Source organism: Sphingomonas yunnanensis (genome assembly GCF_019898765.1).
Classification (GTDB): Bacteria; Pseudomonadota; Alphaproteobacteria; order Sphingomonadales; family Sphingomonadaceae; genus Sphingomonas; species Sphingomonas yunnanensis.
On record NZ_JAIOKB010000001.1, the window covers coordinates 501,443 to 518,955 of the forward strand.

Genomic DNA, 17,513 nt, shown 5'->3' on the forward strand with positions numbered 1-17,513 from the left:
CTCAGCGCTGCGCCAGGGGCACGTAGCTGCGCTGCGTCGGCCCGGTGTAGAGCTGACGCGGGCGGCCGATCTTCTGGTCGGGGTCGGTGATCATCTCGTTCCACTGCGCCACCCAGCCGACGGTGCGCGCCAGCGCGAACAGCACGGTGAACATGCTGGTCGGAAAGCCGATCGCCGAGAGGATCACGCCCGAGTAGAAGTCGACGTTGGGGAACAGCTTCTTCTCGACGAAATAGTCGTCGCTGAGCGCCAGCTCCTCGAGCCGCAGCGCGGTCTCGAACAGCGGGTCCTGCACGTTGAGCGCCTCGAACACCTCGCGCACGGTCTTCTGCATCACGGTCGCGCGCGGGTCGTAGTTCTTGTAGACGCGGTGGCCGAAGCCCATCAGCCGGAACGGGTCGTTCTTGTCCTTGGCGCGCGCGATGAACTCGGGGATGCGCTCGGGCGTGCCGATCTCGTGCAGCATGTTGAGCGCCGCCTCATTGGCGCCGCCGTGCGCCGGACCCCACAGGCAGGCGATGCCCGCCGCGATGCAGGCGAAGGGGTTGGCGCCCGACGAGCCGGCGAGCCGCACCGTCGAGGTCGAGGCATTCTGCTCGTGATCGGCGTGGAGGATGAAGATCCGGTCCATCGCGCGCTCGACCGCCGGGTTCACCTCATAGGGCTCGGCCGGCACGCCGAACGTCATGCGCAGGAAGTTGCCCGTGTAGCTCAGCGAGTTGTCGGGGTAGAGGAAGGGCTGGCCGACGCTGTACTTGTACGCCATCGCGGCGATCGTCGGCATCTTGGCGATCAGCCGATGCGACGCGATCATGCGCTGCTGCGGATCGTGGATGTCGGTCGAGTCGTGGTAGAAGGCGCTCAGCGCGCCGACGACGCCGCACATGATCGCCATCGGGTGTGCGTCGCGACGGAAGCCGCGGAAGAACTGCGCCAGCTGCTCGTGCACCATGGTGTGGCGCGTGATGGTGTGGCTGAAATGGTCGAGCTCGCCCTGGTCCGGGAGCTCTCCGTTGAGCAGCAGGTAGCAGACCTCCATGAAGGTCGACTGCTCGGCCAGCTCGCCGATCGGATAGCCGCGGTGGAGCAACACGCCCTCGTCGCCGTCGATATAGGTCAGCTTGGACTGGCACGAGGCGGTCGAGGTGAAGCCGGGATCATAGGTGAAGGCGCCGGTCTGCGCGTACAGCTTGCGGATATCCACCACGTCGGGGCCGACCGAGCCCGACAGCACCGGATATTCGAGCTCCTTGCCCGACAGGGCGAACTGGGCTGCTTCGGTCATGGATGATCTCCTGTCAGGCTTTGTGGTCCGCGATCCGAGCCAGGCTCTCGTCGCGCCCTAGAAGGACGAGTACGTCGAAGATGCCGGGCGAGGTCTTGCGCCCGGTGAGCGCGGCGCGGAGCGGCTGGGCGACCTGCCCCAGCTTGACTCCGGCGGCCTCGGCCACCTGCCGCACCGCGGCTTCGGTGGTCTCCGTATCCCAGTTGTGCACTGCGTCAAGCGCGGCGTGCAGGCGTTCCAGCAGCGCGGGCGCCTCGCCGGCGAGCAGCGGCGCGGCATCGGCGTCGATCGCCAGCGGACGCGTTGCGAACAGAAACGCGGTACCCTCGGCGAGCTCGTTGAGGTTGGCCGCGCGCGGCTTGAGCGCGGGCATCGCCGCGGCGAGCGAGATGCGACGCGTGTCGTCACGGTCGAAGTCGAGCTTCTCCGCCACTAGCTCTGCGAGCCGCGAATCGTCGCTGGCGCGGATATAATGACCGTTGAGATGCTCGAGCTTCTTGAGATCGAACCGGCTCGGCGACTTGCCCACGGCGTCGAGGTCGAACCAGCGGATCGCGTCCTCGCGCGCGATGATCTCGTCGTCGCCGTGCCCCCAGCCGAGCCGCAGCAGGTAATTGTCGAGCGCCTCGGGCAGGATGCCCATCTCGTCGCGATAGGCCTCGATGCCCACCGCGCCGTGGCGCTTGGAAAGCTTGGCGCCGTCGCTGCCGTGGATCAGCGGGATGTGCGCGTAGACCGGATCGGGCCATCCCTCCCCGCCGGCTTCCTTGGCGATCGCGTCCATCGCGCGGTAGATCGGCAGCTGGCGAAAGGCGTTGTTGAGATGGTCGTCGCCACGGATCACGTGCGTGACCCCCATGTCGTGGTCGTCGACCACGACCGCGAGCATATAGGTCGGCGTGCCGTCCGACCGGAGCAGGACGAGGTCGTCGAGCTCGGCGTTCTGCACCGTCACCTCCCCCTGAACTCGGTCGTGGATCGTCGTCGCGCCCTCGGTCGGCGCGCGCAGGCGGACGACGTAGCTCTGGTCAGCGGGCCAGTCGGTGCGGTCACGCCACGGCGAGCGGATCCGCAGCGGCTGCTTCGCCGCCTGCGCGGCGGCGCGCATCGAGTCGAGCTCCTCGCTGGTGAGGTAACAGCGGTAGGCGTGACCGGCCTCGATCATCCGATGGGCGACCGCGGCGTGGCGGTCGGCGCGGGCGAACTGATAGACTTCCTCGCCGTCCCAATCGAGCCCGAGCCAGCGCATGCCGTTCAGGATGGCGTCGATCGCGGGCTGGGTCGAGCGGGCGCGATCGGTGTCCTCGATCCGCAGCCGGAAGGTGCCGCCGTGGTGGCGCGCGTAGAGGAGGTTGAACAGCGCGGTGCGCGCGCCGCCCAGGTGAAGGAACCCGGTCGGTGACGGGGCGAAGCGCGTGACGACGGCGCGCTCGTTGATCTCGGTTGCGCTCAAGCGCGCGTGCTCCCAGGCTGGATGATCGGATGGCTCGGTCGGCCGCGCTCGCCCCTAGCAAAGCCTCTGTCCCGCATCAAATCGCGTCCCGCGCGCGCAACGCTTTGGAACGTTGGCTGGAGGCGGAGCGCGATCAGACATTTCTGTGGCTGCCGGTGGCGTTGGGCACGGGCGCCGCCGCGTGGTTCGTGCTGCCGGGGCGACGCGAGTGGCTGGCGCTGATGCTGCTCGCGCTCGGCGTGGCAAGCGCCGCGGCGGCGACCTGGCGTGGCGGGCGCGCGGCGCCGTTCGCGGCGATACTGGGGCTGGCGGTCGCCACGGGGACCGGGCTGGCCTGGGCGCGCGCGGCGCGAGTCGCCGCGCCGACGCTCGATCGGCCTGCGGTGGAGCGCCTCGCCGGCTCGGTCGAGAAGGTCGAGCCGCTGCCCGCGCGCGGACTCGTGCGGGTGACCCTGGGTAGGCTGCGATGGGAGCGGCCGCCGCGCCGCGCGCCGCTGCGCGTCCGCGTCAGCCTGCCGCAACGCACTGTGCCGCCGACACTCGGGGCGGGGGCGGTGATGACCTTGCGGGCGCGGCTGATGCCGCCGGCGCTCCCGACTGTCCCCGGCGCCTATGACGCCGCGCGCGCGGCCTGGTTCGACGGCGTAGGGGCGAGCGGGCGCGGCTTCGAGCCCGTCGCGCTACGGGGTCGCGGCGCGCCGGGCGTGCGCGATCGGCTCACCGCGCACATCACGACGGCGCTCGCGGGCAGCGCCGGGGGCATCGCGGCCGCGCTGGTGACGGGCGACATGGGCGCGATCGACGACACCGACTCGCTCGCGATGCGCCGCGCTGGACTGGCGCACCTGCTCTCCGTCAGCGGGTTGCACATCACGGCAACGGTCGGGATCGTGATGGCGGCGGTGCTGCGGCTGCTCGCACTCTCGCGACGGCTGGCGCTCACCGGGGTGCTCCCGCTCGTCGCGGCCGGGGCGGGCGCGGGCGCGGCGATCGGCTATACCTGGCTGACCGGATCGCAGGTGCCGACGATCCGCAGCTGCGTCGCCGCGCTGATGGTGCTCGCGGCGCTGGCGCTGGGGCGCGAGGCACTGACGCTGCGGCTGGTGGCGATGGGCGCCTTGGTCGTGCTGCTCGCCTGGCCCGAGGCGGTGGTGGGACCGAGCTTCCAGCTCTCCTTCGCCGCGGTCGCCTCGATCGTCGCGTTGCACGAACACCCGCGGGTCCGCGCCGCGCTGCTCGCTCGCGACGAGCCTTGGCCGCGAAAATGGCTGCGCGAGGGCGTGTCGTTGCTGGTGACCGGGGCGGTGGTCGAGCTCGCGCTGATGCCGATCGCGGTCTTCTATTTCCACCAGGCCGGCGCCTATGGCGCGATCGCCAATATCGTCGCGATCCCGCTGACCACCTTCGCGATCATGCCCGCTGTCGCGCTGGCGCTGCTGCTCGATGCGATCGGCTGGGGCGCGCCGGCCTGGTGGGTGGCGGGACGCGCGATCGCGCTCCTGCTGTGGATCGCGCACGGCGTGGCCGCGCTGCCCGGCGCCGTTCGCGCGATCCCGGCGATGCCGCTCGGCGCCTTCGCGACGATGGTGACGGGCGGGATCTGGCTCGCGCTGTGGCGCACGCGGTGGCGCTACCTCGGGCTGGTGCCGCTCGCGGTCGGCGCCGCGTGGACATTGCTGACGCCCGCGCCGGACCTCCTCGTCACGGGCGACGGGCGCCATCTCGCGGTGCGACAGGCGGACGGTGGGTTGGCGCTGCTCCGGGATCGCGCCGGCGGCTATGTCCGCGATGTGCTCGCCCAGAACGGCGGGATCGACGGCGTGCCGGGGCTGCTCAGCGAGTCGCGCGAGGCGCGCTGCAACCGCGACCTCTGCTGGTGGCAGCGCCGCGTCGACGGGCGCTGGTGGCGCGTGCTGGCGACACGCAGCGGCTACACCGTGCCGCTGGAGCGGCTGGCGACGCTGTGTGCCGCGGCGGACGTGGTCGTGAGTGAGCGCCGGCTGCCGCGCCGGTGCCGCGCACGCTGGCTCACGCTAGATCGTGCCGCGCTGGCCCACACCGGCGGCGTTGCCGTCACCTTTCCGCGCGCGCGCGCGCGCGTGGTGACGGTGCGAGTGGAGCGGGACGAGCACCCATGGGTGCTGGCGGCGGAAGTGCCGTCGAGTCCACAGGCGACCGCCGGAGGCCGGAACGATGAGCGCTGCCGATGGCGAAGCTCGGCTGCTGTCTGCGCGAAGGCGCGCCAGACAGGATCTGCCGTTCCTTGACCTGGCTATGCGGTGCCGAGGCGTTCGCGCGCGCTCAGGCGATCACCGCCGCTCGCTAGGTGCACCGGCAAGCGAGCCCCCCACTCAGTCGTAGCGGCGCAGGATGCCTGCCAGCTTGCCCTGCACGCGCACCTGGGTCGGCGCGTAGCGCTGCGGGTCATAGGAGCGGTTCGCCGGGTCGAGCCGGATCATCGCGCCCTCGCGGCGGAAGTACTTCAGCGTCGCCTCGCTCTCGTCGATCAGCGCCACCACGATCTCGCCGTCGCGTGCCACCTCCTGGCGGCGGATCAGCGCATAGTCGCCGTCGAGGATGGCGGCGTCGACCATCGAGTCACCCGCCACCTCCAGCGCGAAATGCTCGCCGCTGCCGAGCAGCGCGGCGGGAACGGGAAGGGTGGTCGCGCCCTCGAACGCCTCGATCGGCACGCCTGCGGCGATACGACCGTGGAGCGGGATCTCGACGATATCATTGGCAGGTAGCGCCGGCGCGACAGCGGCGCGCTTGGCCGGTACGGCGGCGCGCTTGGGCTCGCCGCGCTCGGGCGCCTTGAGCACCTCCAGCGCGCGCGCGCGATTGGGCAGGCGGCGGAGGTAGCCGCGCTCCTCGAGCGCGCTGATCAGCCGGTGAACACCCGACTTACTCTTCAGCTCGAGCGCATCCTTCATCTCCTCGAACGAGGGCGACACGCCGCTCTCGGCGAGCCGATCCTCGATGAAGCAGATCAGCTCGTGCTGTTTGCGCGTCAGCATGTCCACACTCCCCATTCGCGAACGGATGCGGAACCTTTATGGAACACGACGGGCCTCGTCAAGCGATGACGAGGATTTCCGCCGAGTCGTCTGCGCGCGCCGCGGGGGCGTGCGGCGGCCGAACGATGAGGCAGGTCGAGCGCGCCAGCGTGCGCAGCATCGAACTGTCCTGGATGGTCGAGGCGTAAGCTCGCCCCTCGCGCAGCTCGGCGCGCAGATAGTCGCTGCGCTCGCCGTTGGCGGGCAGGTCCTCGCCGAGGATCGCGCTCGTCGCGGCGGGAAAGGGCTCAGCCGCGCCAGCGAGGTGCGCCACGAGCGGGCGAACGAAGAGGAGTGCGGTGACGAAGGCCGAGACCGGGTTGCCCGGCAGGCCGACAACCGCCAGCCCGCCGCGCCGCCCCGCCAGCATCGGCTTGCCGGGGCGCAGCGCGATGCGCCAGAAATCGAGCGTTACGCCCGCCGCCGCCAGCGCGGGTCGTACCAGGTCATGGTCGCCGACCGACGCGCCGCCGGTGGTGACCAGCACGTCGGCGTCGACCCCGGCGAAGGCCTCGGTGAGCACGTCGAGCCGGTCGGGCAGGATGCCGAGGTCGACGATCTCCGCGCCGGTGTCGGCGAGCAGCGCGCGCAGCAGCAGCCGGTTGGATTCGGGCAGCGCCCCCCCCGGCGTGCCGGGCTCGACCAGCTCGTCGCCGGTCGCGGCGAGCGCGACCCGCACCGGCCGCGCCACCGCCACGCGGCCGACACCGCCGGTCGCCGCGACGGCGAGCCGCGCGGGGGTGAAACGCTCGCCGCGCGCGACCAGCACGTCGCCCTCGGCGAAGTCGAGTCCGCGCGCGCGCACGTTGCGGCCCCGCCGCGCCGGGCCCTCGCCGTCGAGCGCGACGCGGTCGCCCTCGAGCCGCGCCTCCTCTTGGACGAGCACGGTGTCGCTCCCCGCGGGCATGACCGCGCCCGTGAAGATCCGCACCGCCTCGCCGGACGCCAGCTCGCCCGCGTAAGGTGCGCCCGCGGCGCTCTCGCCGACGACGCGCAGCGGGCCGGGCAGGTCGGCGTAGCGCAGCGCATAGCCGTCCATCGCCGAGACGTCGCGCGCGGGCTGGGTGCGCCGCGCCACCACCGGCGCCGCGGCCCAGCGCCCGAGCGCCTCGAACAGCGGCACGTCGATCGTGTCGACCGGCGTGCCCAGCGCCAGCACACGCGCCTGCGCCTCGGCAACGGGCAGCAGCGCGGATCGCGGCGCCGGCGTCATCAGGCGCGCCAGTCGCCCGAGCGACCGCCGCTCTTGGCGAGCAGGCGCACCCCGCCGATCACCATGGCTTTGTCGAGCGCTTTGGCCATGTCGTAGACGGTGAGCAGCGCCACCGAGACCGCGGTGAGCGCCTCCATCTCCACCCCGGTCTTGCCGTCGGTCGCGACCGTCGCCGCGGCCGTGACCCCGCCCTCATCCACCGCCAGGTCGAGCACGACGCGGCTGATCGGCAGCGGGTGGCAGAGCGGGACGAGCTCGCTGGTACGCTTGGCGGCCATGATCCCGGCGACGCGCGCCACGGCCAGGACATCGCCCTTGGCGACAGCGCCGTCGCGGATCGCCGCGGCCGCGTCCGGCGCCATGTGGATCCGCCCCGTGGCCGTTGCCTCGCGCCGCGTCACCTGCTTGCCGCCGACGTCGACCATGTGGGCGGCACCGGCGTCGTCGAGGTGGGTAAGCCCGGCCACCTCAGCCCACCAGCGCGCGAGTCGCCGCGGCGACGTCGGGCTGGCGCATCAGCGCCTCGCCGATCAGGAAGCAGCGGACGCCGTGGTCCGCGAGCGAGTCGAGGTCGTCGCGCGTGCTCAGGCCGCTCTCCGCGACCAGCAGCGAGCCCTCGGGTGCACGCCCGGCCAGCTCCCAGCTGCGCCGCACGTCGACCTCGAAGCTGCGCAGGTCGCGGTTGTTGACCCCGATCAACCGCGAGCGCAGACGCGCCGCGCGCTCGAGCTCGGCGGCGTCGTGCACTTCGACCAGCACGTCGAGCCCCTGCTCGATCGCGGCGGCCTCGCACTCGGCGAGCAGCGTGTCGTCGAGCGCGGCAACGATCAGCAGGATCGCGTCGGCGCCGACGCTGCGCGCCTCCAGCGCCTGCCACGGGTCGACGGTAAAGTCCTTGCGCAGCACGGGCAGGTCACAGGCGGCGCGCGCCGCGATCAGATACTCCTCGTGCCCCTGGAAATAGGGCGCGTCGGTCAGCACCGAGAGGCAGGAGGCACCTCCCGCGGCGTAAGCGCGCGCGTGCGCCGGCGGGTCGAAGTCCTCGCGGATCAGCCCTTTGGAGGGGCTGGCCTTCTTGATCTCGGCGATCAGAGCGTGCCGCCCGGCGGCGACGCTGCGCTCCAGCGCCGCGCGGAAGCCGCGGGGGGCGGTCTGGGCCGCGGCGCGTGCGTGCAGCGCACTGTCGCTCGCGGCGGCGCGGCGCGCGCGTACGTCGTCGCGCTTGGCGGCGCAGATCTCGGCGAGGATGGTCATGCGTAGGCGATCCAGCGGTCGAGCAGCGCACCCGCGTCGCCGCGATCGAGCGCCTCGGCGGCGCGCGCGGCACCCTCGGTGAGGGAGGTGTCGCGGGCGGCGAGCACCAGTGCGGCGGCGGCGTTGACGAGCACCGCGTCGCGATAGGCGCCGCGCTGGCCGCCGAGCAGTTGGTGCAGCGCGAGCGCGTTATAGGCCGGGTCGCCGCCGCGGATCGCCAGCGTCGGGTGGCGCGCGACACCGGCGTCCTCGGGCGTGATCCGCGCCGGCAGCGCCACCGCGCCGATCGATACCACCTGCGTCGGACCGGCGCCGGAGATCTCGTCGAGTCCCTCCTCGCCGGCGACGACCAGCGCCGCCTCGCTGCCGAGCTGCTCGAGCGCCTCGGCGTAGATCGGGGCATAATCCGGCCGCGCGATGCCGATCAGCTGGCGCGTGACATGCGCCGGGTTGGCGAGCGGGCCCATCAGGTTGAAGATCGTGCGGCGCCCGACCCTGCGGCGGATCGGTGTGATGCGCCGCATCGCGGGGTGATGGTTGCCCGCGAACAGGAAGCAGATGCCGAGGTCGCGCAGCGTGGCCTCGGCCTGCGCGCCGGCGCGCTCCATGTCGAGCCCGAGCGCCTCGAGCGTGTCGGCCGCGCCCGCCTTGGACGAGGCGGCGCGATTGCCGTGCTTGGCGACGGGCACGCCGCACGCCGCGACGACGAGGCTCACCGCGGTCGAGACGTTGAGCGTGTGCTGGCCGTCGCCGCCGGTGCCGCAGACGTCGATCGCGCCCGCCGGCGCGGTGATCGGGATCATCCGATCACGCAGCGCGCGCGCCGCCTCGGCGATCTCGACGCTCGTCTCGCCGCGCAGCGCCAGCTCGAGCAGGAAGTCGGCGACCGCCTCCTCGCTCGCTCGCGCGTCGAGAATATCGGCGAAGGCCTGGGCCGCGCTCTCGCGCGACAGCGGCGAGGCCGGGTCGGGCAGCAGCGCGACGGTGGTCACGCCGCCGCCCGCGCGACATGCTCGATACCTGCGAGCCGGAGGAAATTGGCGATCAGCGCGTGGCCGTGCTCGGTGGCGATGCTCTCCGGGTGGAACTGCACGCCGTGGATCGGCAGCTCGCGGTGGCGCAGCCCCATCACCGACGCGTCCGCCGCGGTGGCGTTGACCGCGAGCACGTCCGGCACGTCGGTGACGATCAGCGAGTGGTAGCGTGTCGCGATGAAGGGCGAGGGCAGGCCTTCGAACACGCCGGTGCCGTCATGCTCGACCGGGCAGGTCTTGCCGTGCATCAGGCCGCCGCGCACGACCTGGCCGCCGAAATGCTGCCCGATCGCCTGATGGCCGAGGCATACGCCCAATAGCGGCCGGCGCGCCTCCGCGCAGGCCGCGACCAGCTCGAGGCTGATGCCCGCCTCATTGGGCGTGCACGGCCCGGGCGAGATCAGGATCGCGCGCGCGCCGCTCGCCAGCGCCTCGGCCGCGGTCAGCTCGTCGTTGCGGACCACGCGCACCTCGGCGCCCAGCTCCATCACGTAATGGACCAGGTTCCAGGTGAAGCTATCGTAATTGTCGACCACCAGGATCATGCCGACCGCCATAACCGATGCGGGGCGCATCGCAACACGCCGCTGCGCCGCGGTGGCGAAAGGTTTCTTGCGCGGCGGCAAACATTCGACATAGCGGGGCCACCACTCGCGCGGAGCCAGCGGCTATGGCAGGCGTTGTGGTCAGCGAGGAGAAAGTCGATGCTGCGTACGCTAGTCGTGATGGTCGCCGGTCTCGCGCTGCCGCTCACCGCCGCGGCGCAGACCGAGAGTGTGGGAGATACGAGGCGGGCGCCGCAGCGCGTGCGGAGCGTGACGCTCTCGGGGAAAGAGCAATGCCCCAAGGCGCAGGGCGACGAGGTGGTGGTGTGCACGACCCTCAACCCCGAGGAGCAGTTCCGCATCCCCAAGGAATTGCGCAACACCGCCGAGCCCGCCGCGAAGAACCAGGCGTGGACCAATCGCGTCGCGGTCGCGGACCGCGCCAGCCGAGTCAACGGTGGCGTGCCGGACAGCTGCTCGCCGGTCGGCGCCGCTGGTCAGTCCGGCTGCGCGCTCGCGATCAACAACGCCTTCGCCGCCGAGAAGCGCGCCGCGGAAAAGAACGACTCGATGATCCCCGGCGGTCGGTGACGTCGGCTCTGCGGAACGCCGTCAGGGTTGACCGGGGCTGGTATTCACGGCCCGACGTGCTCAGGACCCTCTGCTCCCGCGTTGGGGTAGATCCCGGACCAAGTCCGGGATGACGCAAGAGATCTAGGCCACAACTGCTCCGCGGCCCGTTACTGACCGAACCCCGGCTCGCTCGCCTGGCGGATCGCCTCGCGCGCGGCCGCGAGCAGCGCGCCCGACTTGGCCTCGCACTCGCGCTGCTCGGAGGCGGGGTCACTGTCCGCGACGATTCCCGCGCCCGCCTGGACATGGATCAAGCCGTCCTTCACCACCGCGGTGCGCAGGACGATACACGAGTCCATCGAGCCGTCGGGCGAGAAATAGCCCACGCCGCCCGCGTAGGCGCCGCGCTTCTCCGGCTCGAGCTCGGCGATGATCTGGCAAGCGCGTACCTTGGGCGCGCCGCTCACGGTTCCCGCGGGGAAGCCCGCGAACAGCGCGTCGATCGCGTCGTGCCGGGGATCGAGCCGGCCCACGACGTTGGAGACGATGTGCATGACGTGGCTGTAGAACTCGATCCCGTAGCTGTCGGTGACCTGCACCGTCCCCGCTGCGGCGACACGGCCGACGTCGTTGCGGCCGAGGTCGAGCAGCATGAGATGCTCGGCGCGTTCCTTCGGGTCGGCGAGCAGGCTGTCGCGGTGGGCGGCGTCCTCCGCCGCGGTGCGGCCGCGCGGGCGCGTGCCCGCGATCGGGCGGATCGTCACCTCACCGTCGCGCGCGCGCACGAGGATCTCGGGGGAGGAGCCGGTCAGCGCGAAGCCGGGCAGATCGAGATGGTAGAGGAAGGGCGACGGGTTGATTCGTCGCAGCGCGCGGTAAAGCTCGAACGCGGGGAGCGGGAAGGGTGCGGTGAAGCGCTGCGCCAGCACCACCTGGAAGATGTCGCCCGCGGCGATATACTCCTTCGCCGCCGCGACCATCTCGCCGTAGCGCCCCGCCGGCAGCACCGGAGAGAGCGCGAGGTCGGCCGCGTCGGTGCGCGCCGCCGCCGGCAGGGCGCCTCGCGCCAGCCGCGCCTCGACCGCGTCGAGCCGCTCCTCGGCGCGCGCTACCATCGCGTCGGGCGCGTCCGTCCCGGGCCATACCGGCGCGACGAGGAACAGCGCGTCGGCGAGCCGATCGAACACCAGCACCACCGTCGGACGCACGAACATCAGGTCGGGCAGTTCGAGCGAGTCGACCGGCGCGGCGGGCAGCTTCTCGACCAGCCCGACCGTCTCATAGCCGAAATAGCCGACGAGGCAGGCGAGCGCGCCGGGCAGATCGGCGGGCACGTCCATGCGGATGCTCGCCACCAGCGCGCGCAGCGCCGCCAGCGTCGGCTCGGGGCAGGGCGCGAAGGCGGTGCGATCGTCGAGCCAGTAGCGGTTGATCTCCGCTCGCTCGCCCTGGGCGCGCAGCACGAGGTCGGGGGCGAGCCCGATCAGGCTGTAGCGCCCGCGCACCGCTCCGCCCTCCACCGACTCGAGCAGGAAGTCGCCGCGGCCCGGCTCGATCAGCTTGAGCGCGGCGGCGACGGGCGTCTCGGTGTCGGCGATCCGGCGCCGCCACACCAGCGCGGGGCGACTCTCCGTCAGCGCGGCGCGCGCCGCCGCGGCGCTATTGTGCCCCGCCACCGACCAGATCCTGCTTGAGCTGCGCGATCGCGTCGTCGAAGCGCTTGGCCCCCTGCAGCTTCGCCACCGCATCGGCGAATTGCTGCGCGTACTCTGGGCCGATCGCGCGGCCGAGGTCGACGCGGGTGGCCTGGATCAGTGGCGGCTGCTTGCGCGCGTCACCCGGCACGACCTGGTCGAGCTTGAGCACCAGCCAGCCCTTGCCGTCGGGCGACGGCACCGCGCGCGCGCTGCCCGGCGCCATGCTGAACAGCGCCGCGAGCACCGGGTTGACCTGGCCGCGCGCGGTGATCTCGCCGCGCGACGCGCTGATCGGCTGCACTGGAGGCGCCTTCACCCCCGCCGCCGACAGCGCCGCGGGCAGCGCGGCACCGGCGTTGACCCTCGTCACGAGCGCGCTCGCGGCCTGCTGCGCCGCCTTGGCGGCGCGGTCGGCGGTGAGGTCGGCGACGACGCGCGCGCGCGCCGCGGCGAGCGGCAACGGTGTCGGCTGCACCGTGCGGTCGAGCGCGACCACCGCGAAGCTGCCGTCCTCGCCGAGGTTGACCGTGGTCGGCGTGTCGCCCTCCTCGGCGGCGAAGGCGGCGGCGACGATCGGTGCCATACCCGGATCGGCGGCTGTCTGCGGCTGGTCGGGGTTGGTGCCGTTCTGCAGCAGCGCCGGCGTGGTCTGCGCGCTGAGCTTCTGGTCGTTCACCACCTCGCTGATGTTCGCATTGTCGGCGAGCGAGTCGTCGACCTTGTCGCGGATCGCGCCGATCGCCGCCTTGGTCTTGCTCGCGCGCAGCTGGCCTACGAGTTCGTCCCGAGCCTGCGCCAGCGTCTTGCCGGGATCGTTCGTGACCTTGTCGACGCGCGCGACGACGAGGCCGATCGCGCCGCGCACCGGGCCGACCACCGCGCCGCTCGCCGCCGCCGCGATCGCCTGCGCGACCGCGGGCGAGGTCTGCGTGGCGAGCACACCCTGGTCCACCCCCGTGATGGTGCGCGGCTCCAGCCCCGCGGCACGTGCCGCGGCGGCGAGCGGGGTGCCCGCCTTGACCTTGGCGGCGAGCGCGCCCGCGGCCTTCTCGTCGAGCACGGTCACCAGCGTGACGTCGCGCAGCGTCTTGGGCGCGTAGGTCGCCTTGGCGGCGTCATAGGCCTTCTGCACCTCGGCGTCGCTCGGCGTCACCTGGCCGGCGACCTGCTGCGGGCCGACGACCGCGTAGCGGATCACGCGCCGCTCGGGCGTGGTGTAGCGCGCGACGTTGCGCCGATACCATTGCTGCACCTCGGCATCGCTCGGCGCGGCGCCGCTCGGTGCCGCCGGCACGAACGCGACCTGGCCGGTGCGGCGCTCGAGCAGCAGCGAGGCGTAGGTGAGCGCCAGCTGCTGCGGCACCTGGTGCGCGCCGATCGTCGGCTGCGTGAGGAACTGTACCATGATCTGGCGCGCGAACTGCGCCTGCACCTGCGCGTCGGTGAAGCCGCGCTGCGCGATCAGCCGCTCATAGGCCTGCTGGTCGAATTGGCCGGTCGCGCCGGCGAAGGCCGGGATCGCCTTGAGCTCGCTACCGATCAGCGCACGGCTGACGCGCATGCCCTGATCGCGTCCGAAGGTCTCGAGCGCGAGCGCGCTGACGTTGCGGTTGATCACCGCGTCGAGTCCGCCGAGCTGGACGAACTGCGCCATGTCGAGCGTCGGCTGCTCCTGCCGCGCCTGGGTGAGCTCGTCGCGCGCCTGCTGACGGATCTCCGCGGCGGTGACGCTCTCGCCGCCGACGCTCGCGATCGGGTGGCCGACCAGCCCGGTGCTGCTCGCCAGCCCGGTCACGTCACCGGCCGCGAAGGCGAGCGCGATGACGATCAGGACGCCGAAGGTGACGATCACGCCGACCTTGGAGTGGATGAGGCCGCGGAAGAAGGTGAGCATAAGCGAGCGGGGACCGGATGAAGGGGAACGCCGCGTCCTAGGGACAAGCCGAGGTGGCATCAAGCCGCGAGGCCGGTTATCGCGGGTCCGAAACGGGATGGGGGAGCGGGATGACGCGTCGCAAGCTGGTCGCCGGCAACTGGAAGATGAACGGCAGCCGCGCCGCGCTGGGCGAGCTGGAGGCGATCGTCGCGGCGGCGGCCGCGACCCCGGCGGTGGACGTGATGGTGGCGGTGCCGTTCACGCTGATCGCGCCCGCGGCGGAGCGGGTGCCCGCGCTGCTGATCGGCGCCGAGGACGTGCACGAGGCCGACAGTGGCGCGCATACCGGCTGTGTCTCGGCGGCGATGGTGCGCGAGGCGGGGGCTCGCTTCACCATCGTGGGTCATTCCGAGCGGCGCCACGACCAGCACGAGACCAGCCAGGACGCCTGGGCCAAGGCCGCCGCGGCGCATCGCCAGGGCCTGCAGGTGATCCTGTGCTTCGGCGAGACGGGGGCGGAGCGCGACGCGGGCCGCGCCGAGCGCGTGGTGCAGGCGCAGATCGAGAAATCGCTGCCCGAGAATGCCGCGGGCGACTGGCTCACGCTTGCCTATGAGCCGCGCTGGGCGATCGGCACCGGCGCGACCCCGACGCTGGAGGACATCGCCGCCATCCACGCGATCGCGCGCGCCAAGATGCGCAAGCTGATCGGCGACGCGGCGACTGGCGTGCGGATCCTCTACGGCGGCTCGGTCACGGGCGACAACGCGCGCGCGATCCTGGAGACGCCCGACGTCGACGGCGCGCTGGTCGGCGGCGCCAGCCTCACCGCGGCCAAGTTCGTGCCGATCATCGCCGCCGCGGCCGCGGTGTAGCGGAGCCGCGACGTGCTGCCCCGACGCTAAAGGACTCTTCTGCGAGAACACCGGAACGCTCTTCCCCATCCCGTCATCTCGGACTTGGTCCGGGACCCAGCCGTCCGCGGGAGCGACGCTGCCTGGCCGTGCGGCACGGTGGATCCCGGACCAACTCCCGGATGACGCAATTCGAGGGCGAGAGCGGCTTGGAGGTGGTGCGCCTCCGCCCGCTGATCTCAGCCGAACCGCGCCTTCAGCAGCGCGTAGGCCGCGCGGAGGCCATAGGCCTCGCCGCCGCGCGGACGCGCCGGCTTGGCGGTGGGGCGCCAGGCGAAGGTATCGAGGTGCGCCCAGGGCAGCGTCGCGGGCACGAAGCGGCGCAGGAACAGGGCCGCAGTGATCGCTCCCGCGAAGCCGCCATCGGGCGCGTTGACCAGGTCGGCGACGTCCGACTTGAGCATCTCGTCATAGCCGCTCCACAGCGGCAGCCGCCACAGCGGGTCGCGCACCGCCTCCGCCGCGCCGAGCAGCTCGGCGGCGAGCGCCTCGTTCTGCACGAAGGTGGCGGGCAGATCAGGGCCGAGCGCGACCCGGGCCGCGCCGGTCAGCGTCGCGAAGTCGATCAGCAGGGCGGGAGACTCCTCCGCCGCGCGCGCCAGCGCGTCGCCCAGGATCAGCCGGCCCTCGGCATCGGTGTTGGTGTTCTCCACCGTGAGCCCGATCCGCGTCTGGAGCACGTCGCCGGGGCGGAAGGCACTGCCCGAGATCGCATTCTCCACCGCCGGGATCAGCACGTGGAGCCGCACCTTGAGCCGCGCCTGCATCACCAGCCCGGCCAGCGCCAGCGCGTGCGCGGCGCCGCCCATGTCCTTCTTCATCAGGCGCATCCCCGCAGACGGCTTGATGTCGAGCCCGCCCGAGTCGAAGCACACGCCCTTGCCGACCAGCGCCACGCGCGGGTGCGCCGGATCGCCCCACAGCAGCTCGATCAGCCGCGGCGCGCGCTCGCGCGTCGCCGCCTGACCGACGGCGTGGATCATCGGGTAGCCGGCGGCTAGCGCGTCGCCGCGCGTGACCGTGACGGTCGCGCCGTGCGCCCGCGCCAGCGCGTCCGCCTCGGCCTCCAGCTCCGCCGGGCCGAGATCGCTCGCGCCGGTATCGACCAGGTCGCGGACGCGCGCGGTCGCCGCGGCGACCCGCACCGTCTCGTCGATCGCGCCGACGACGGGTGTGAGCAGCACGCGCGGCCGCACCGGCTCGGGCTTGCGGTAGCGCGCGAAGCGATGCTGTGCGAGCAGCCAGCCGAGCCCCGCCGCGCCGAGTGGCACCTCGCCGGCGAGCCGATACGTCCCTTCAGGCAGGGCCTCGCCGAGCGAGGCGATCCGCCACGGCGACGACGGCTCCTCGTCGCACACGAGCAGCGCCGCCCAGTCCGCCGCGTCGTCGCCGGGCAGGATCGCGCGGTCGCCCGCCTTGCCCGTCACCCGCGCGACCGTCGCGGCGACGCGCGCGCGCGCCGGCTGGGTAGCGAGCCAGCCGTCATAAGCGTCCGGGTGGACGACGTGGAGCAGCCGCGCGGGCTGGCCGCGGTCGGGCTGGAGGAGCGCGGAGAAGTCGGTCATCGCGGGACAAAAGCAGGACTCGGGCCTGCGCGCAACGCGCGGTTCCCTTCGCGCGACGGGCACCTTACATCGCCGGCATGACCACGCACACGACTCGCATGCTGATCCTCGGCTCGGGCCCGGCCGGGCTCTCGGCGGCCATCTACGGCGCGCGCGCCGGCATGGCGCCGATCGTCGTTCAGGGGATCCAGCCCGGCGGCCAGCTCACCACCACCACCGACGTCGAGAACTACCCCGGCTTCCGCGAGGTGATCCAAGGTCCCTGGCTGATGGAGCAGATGCAGGCGCAGGCCGAGCATGTCGGAACGCGGCTGATGTGGGACACGATCGTCGAGGTCGACCTGACGCGCCGCCCGTTCCGGCTGATCGGTGACGGCGGTGACGTCTACGAGGGCGAGGTGCTGGTGATCGCCACCGGCGCGCAGGCCAAGTGGCTCGGGCTCGACAGCGAGGATGCGATGAAAGGCAAGGGCGTCAGCGCCTGTGCCACCTGCGACGGCTTCTTCTATCGCGGCAAGAAGGTGGCGGTGATCGGCGGGGGCAACACCGCGGTCGAGGAGGCGCTGTACCTCACCAACCATTCCGACGACGTCACGCTGATCCACCGCCGCGACTCGTTGCGTGCCGAGCGCATCTTGCAGCAGCGCCTGTTCGCGCACCCCAATGTGAAGGTGTTGTGGAACAAGGAGGTGCGCGAATTCATCGACGGCGGTGGGAATGCCGGCCTCGTCGCGCTCGACCTCGAGGACACCCGCACCGGCGAGCATTCGCGGATCGACGTCGACGGCGGCTTCGTCGCGATCGGCCACCATCCCGCGACCGAGCTGTTCCGCGGGCATCTCGCGCTCGACGAGGACGGCTATATCGCGGTCGAGACCGGGTCGACGCGCACCAGCGTGCCCGGCGTGTTCGCGTGCGGCGACGTGATGGACAAGGTCTATCGCCAGGCCGTCACCGCGGCGGGTACGGGCTGCATGGCCGCGCTCGACGCCGAACGCTTCCTCGCCGCGGCCGAGTTCGCCGAGATCAGCGAGGCGGCGGAGTAAGG

General features: G+C 72.3%; 15 protein-coding genes. 4 read left to right on the forward strand and 11 right to left on the reverse strand.

Annotated features, from left to right (window positions below; genetic code table 11):
- Position 1 precedes the first annotated feature (1 nt).
- Together gltA and gltX are read right to left on the reverse strand one after the other, a co-directional pair.
- The gene (gene gltA / locus K7957_RS02425) at positions 2 to 1,285 is read right to left on the reverse strand and encodes a citrate synthase (RefSeq protein WP_223010388.1); all 1,284 of its coding nucleotides are present in this window, start codon (positions 1,283 to 1,285) and stop codon (positions 2 to 4) included.
- A gap of 13 nt (positions 1,286 to 1,298) precedes the next feature.
- Entirely contained in the window at positions 1,299 to 2,738 is a 1,440-nt protein-coding gene (gene gltX, locus K7957_RS02430; RefSeq protein ID WP_223010389.1) for a glutamate--tRNA ligase, read from the reverse strand.
- Positions 2,739 to 2,842: 104 nt separating this feature from the next.
- Between gltX and K7957_RS02435 the strand changes: the two genes are divergently transcribed.
- Positions 2,843 to 5,005: a ComEC/Rec2 family competence protein gene (locus K7957_RS02435; protein WP_246616618.1), complete on the forward strand. Its 2,163-nt coding sequence runs from the start codon at positions 2,843 to 2,845 to the stop codon at positions 5,003 to 5,005.
- 84 nt (positions 5,006 to 5,089) lie between these two features.
- Here the strand turns inward: K7957_RS02435 and lexA are convergent, their stop codons facing one another.
- From lexA to K7957_RS02465, 6 genes are read right to left on the reverse strand one after another with little or no spacing between them, the layout of a single operon-like run.
- On the reverse strand, positions 5,090 to 5,755 hold the full coding sequence (lexA, locus tag K7957_RS02440; protein ID WP_223010391.1) for a transcriptional repressor LexA: 666 nt from the start codon (positions 5,753 to 5,755) through the stop codon (positions 5,090 to 5,092).
- 58 nt (positions 5,756 to 5,813) lie between these two features.
- Positions 5,814 to 7,007, reverse strand: a complete 1,194-nt coding sequence (locus K7957_RS02445; RefSeq protein ID WP_223010392.1) for a molybdopterin molybdotransferase MoeA — start codon at positions 7,005 to 7,007, stop codon at positions 5,814 to 5,816.
- On the reverse strand, positions 7,007 to 7,474 hold the full coding sequence (moaC, locus tag K7957_RS02450) for a cyclic pyranopterin monophosphate synthase MoaC (RefSeq protein ID WP_223010393.1): 468 nt from the start codon (positions 7,472 to 7,474) through the stop codon (positions 7,007 to 7,009). The genes K7957_RS02445 and moaC overlap by 1 nt, the downstream gene beginning before the upstream one ends.
- Position 7,475: 1 nt before the next feature.
- Entirely contained in the window at positions 7,476 to 8,261 is a 786-nt protein-coding gene (trpC, locus tag K7957_RS02455) for an indole-3-glycerol phosphate synthase TrpC (protein ID WP_223010394.1), read from the reverse strand.
- Positions 8,258 to 9,253, reverse strand: coding sequence for an anthranilate phosphoribosyltransferase (gene trpD, locus K7957_RS02460; RefSeq protein ID WP_223010395.1), 996 nt, complete (start codon positions 9,251 to 9,253; stop codon positions 8,258 to 8,260). Before trpD ends, trpC begins: the two co-directional genes overlap by 4 nt.
- On the reverse strand, positions 9,250 to 9,840 hold the full coding sequence (locus tag K7957_RS02465) for an anthranilate synthase component II (protein WP_223010396.1): 591 nt from the start codon (positions 9,838 to 9,840) through the stop codon (positions 9,250 to 9,252). The genes trpD and K7957_RS02465 overlap by 4 nt, the downstream gene beginning before the upstream one ends.
- Before the next feature lie 159 nt (positions 9,841 to 9,999).
- Between K7957_RS02465 and K7957_RS02470 the strand changes: the two genes are divergently transcribed.
- Positions 10,000 to 10,431, forward strand: a complete 432-nt coding sequence (locus tag K7957_RS02470; RefSeq protein WP_223010397.1) for a hypothetical protein — start codon at positions 10,000 to 10,002, stop codon at positions 10,429 to 10,431.
- A gap of 149 nt (positions 10,432 to 10,580) precedes the next feature.
- Here K7957_RS02470 and trpE read toward each other — a convergent pair whose 3' ends face one another.
- Together trpE and K7957_RS02480 are read right to left on the reverse strand one after the other, a co-directional pair.
- A complete protein-coding gene (trpE, locus tag K7957_RS02475) occupies positions 10,581 to 12,089 on the reverse strand; it encodes an anthranilate synthase component I (protein WP_343228278.1) in 1,509 nt (502 codons plus the stop codon).
- Positions 12,073 to 14,004 (reverse strand): peptidylprolyl isomerase, encoded by a 1,932-nt coding sequence (locus K7957_RS02480; protein WP_223010399.1) that lies wholly within the window; start codon positions 14,002 to 14,004, stop codon positions 12,073 to 12,075. Before K7957_RS02480 ends, trpE begins: the two co-directional genes overlap by 17 nt.
- Positions 14,005 to 14,114: 110 nt before the next feature.
- On the opposite strand from K7957_RS02480, the gene tpiA reads away from it, so the two are divergent.
- On the forward strand, positions 14,115 to 14,861 hold the full coding sequence (tpiA, locus tag K7957_RS02485; protein ID WP_223010400.1) for a triose-phosphate isomerase: 747 nt from the start codon (positions 14,115 to 14,117) through the stop codon (positions 14,859 to 14,861).
- 218 nt (positions 14,862 to 15,079) lie between these two features.
- Here tpiA and K7957_RS02490 read toward each other — a convergent pair whose 3' ends face one another.
- Positions 15,080 to 16,465: a leucyl aminopeptidase family protein gene (locus K7957_RS02490; protein ID WP_223010401.1), complete on the reverse strand. Its 1,386-nt coding sequence runs from the start codon at positions 16,463 to 16,465 to the stop codon at positions 15,080 to 15,082.
- A gap of 77 nt (positions 16,466 to 16,542) precedes the next feature.
- On the opposite strand from K7957_RS02490, the gene trxB reads away from it, so the two are divergent.
- Positions 16,543 to 17,511: a thioredoxin-disulfide reductase gene (gene trxB / locus K7957_RS02495; RefSeq protein WP_223010402.1), complete on the forward strand. Its 969-nt coding sequence runs from the start codon at positions 16,543 to 16,545 to the stop codon at positions 17,509 to 17,511.
- Positions 17,512 to 17,513 lie beyond the last annotated feature (2 nt).

What these genes read in the sequence shown, in the direction of transcription:
- gltA (WP_223010388.1), bottom strand. Translation starts at nt 1,285, where the DNA reads ATGACCGAAGCAGCCCAGTTCGCCCTGTCGGGCAAGGAGCTCGAATAT.
- lexA (WP_223010391.1), bottom strand. Translation starts at nt 5,755, where the DNA reads ATGCTGACGCGCAAACAGCACGAGCTGATCTGCTTCATCGAGGATCGG.
- K7957_RS02445 (WP_223010392.1), bottom strand. Translation starts at nt 7,007, where the DNA reads ATGACGCCGGCGCCGCGATCCGCGCTGCTGCCCGTTGCCGAGGCGCAG.
- trpC (WP_223010394.1), bottom strand. Translation starts at nt 8,261, where the DNA reads ATGACCATCCTCGCCGAGATCTGCGCCGCCAAGCGCGACGACGTACGC.
- K7957_RS02465 (WP_223010396.1), bottom strand. Translation starts at nt 9,840, where the DNA reads ATGATCCTGGTGGTCGACAATTACGATAGCTTCACCTGGAACCTGGTC.
- K7957_RS02470 (WP_223010397.1), top strand. Translation starts at nt 10,000, where the DNA reads ATGCTGCGTACGCTAGTCGTGATGGTCGCCGGTCTCGCGCTGCCGCTC.
- K7957_RS02480 (WP_223010399.1), bottom strand. Translation starts at nt 14,004, where the DNA reads ATGCTCACCTTCTTCCGCGGCCTCATCCACTCCAAGGTCGGCGTGATC.
- tpiA (WP_223010400.1), top strand. Translation starts at nt 14,115, where the DNA reads ATGACGCGTCGCAAGCTGGTCGCCGGCAACTGGAAGATGAACGGCAGC.
- K7957_RS02490 (WP_223010401.1), bottom strand. Translation starts at nt 16,465, where the DNA reads ATGACCGACTTCTCCGCGCTCCTCCAGCCCGACCGCGGCCAGCCCGCG.
- trxB (WP_223010402.1), top strand. Translation starts at nt 16,543, where the DNA reads ATGACCACGCACACGACTCGCATGCTGATCCTCGGCTCGGGCCCGGCC.